Annotated in this window: 1 protein-coding gene and 1 pseudogene; both read left to right on the forward strand. The window is 63.8% G+C overall.

From position 1 onward, the window contains the following. Nucleotides 1-722, forward strand: a pseudogene (locus SCNU_RS19880) (3-ketosteroid-9-alpha-hydroxylase); the annotation flags it as partial. 227 nt (nt 723-949) lie between these two features. Next, on the forward strand, nt 950-1,230 hold a 281-nt coding region (locus SCNU_RS19885), incomplete at its 3' end, for a Rieske 2Fe-2S domain-containing protein (RefSeq protein ID WP_009681209.1).

The following is a 1,230-nucleotide window of genomic DNA, read 5'->3' on the forward strand; positions in this document are numbered from 1 at the left end:
AAATCGAAGGCTACGGCACCGACGAGTGGACCGACTGGAACTGGAGCTCGCTGTACATCGAGGGCTCGCATTGCCGTGAGATCGTCGACAACGTCGTCGACATGGCCCACTTCTTCTACGTCCACTATGCCTTCCCCCGGTTCTTCAAGAACATCTTCGAAGGTCAGGTGGCCGGACAGATCATGCACTCGACGCCGCGCCACGACGTCAGCGTCGGCACCAGCTACGACGACCCGAACTCGCGACTGGAGTCGGAGGCCTACTACTACGGTCCGTCGTACATGATCGACTACCTGAAGAGCTTCACTGAGCACGGTGAGGTCGAGACCGTGCTGATCAACTGCCATTACCCGGTCAGCGACGACTCGTTCGTCCTGATGTACGGCGCCATGGTCAAGACCCCCGAGGGAGTCTCGGCCGAGGAGGCCGCGGGAATGGCCGACCAGTTCGCGCAGGGCGTCAAGTACGGATTCGAGCAGGACGTCGCGATCTGGAAGGACAAGGCCCCCATCGACAATCCCCTGCTGTCGGAGGAGGACGGGCCGGTCTACCAGCTCCTACGCTGGTACCAGCAGTTCTACACCGACGTCGAAGACGTCACCGAAGACATGACGAACCGCTTCGAGTTCGAGATCGACACCACCCGCGCCGTCGAGAGCTGGGAGGCCGAGGTCAAGGACAATATCGCGGCCGGACGCGTGATCGACACGACCGGAGTCTGACCTCCGCGAACGGGATGCAGACGAGGCGAGGGCGCCGGAGCAGATGCTCCGGCGCCCTCGCCGTTCGCCGTCCGAGACCGACACCGGGCCCGGGTTTCGTTCCGTTGACCGGGAGCCACCACTCACCACGACAGTGACAGCCGTCACCATGAAGCCGTGACCGGGCGCCCGGATCGACCCAGTGAGCGCCCGGATCTGATCCAGCCCTCCAGAGATAGCGAGCCCTCATGACCACTACCCCTGACAACGATTTCCGCTCGATCGAGTCGGCCGGCGCCCCGAAGCGCTTCGCCCGCGGCTGGCATTGCCTCGGCCTCGCCAAGGACTTCAAGGACGGTGAGCCGCACCAGATCAAGGCCTTCGGCACCGAACTCGTCGTCTTCCAGTCCGAGTCCGACGGCAAACTCAACGTCCTCGACGCCTACTGCAGGCACATGGGCGGCAACCTCGCCAACGGCCAGATCAAGGGCGACTCCATCGCCTGCCCCTTCCACGACTGGCGCTGGGG

Origin of the sequence: Gordonia neofelifaecis NRRL B-59395, from assembly GCF_000192435.1 — a bacterium.
GTDB classification, from domain to species: Bacteria; Actinomycetota; Actinomycetes; order Mycobacteriales; family Mycobacteriaceae; genus Gordonia; species Gordonia neofelifaecis.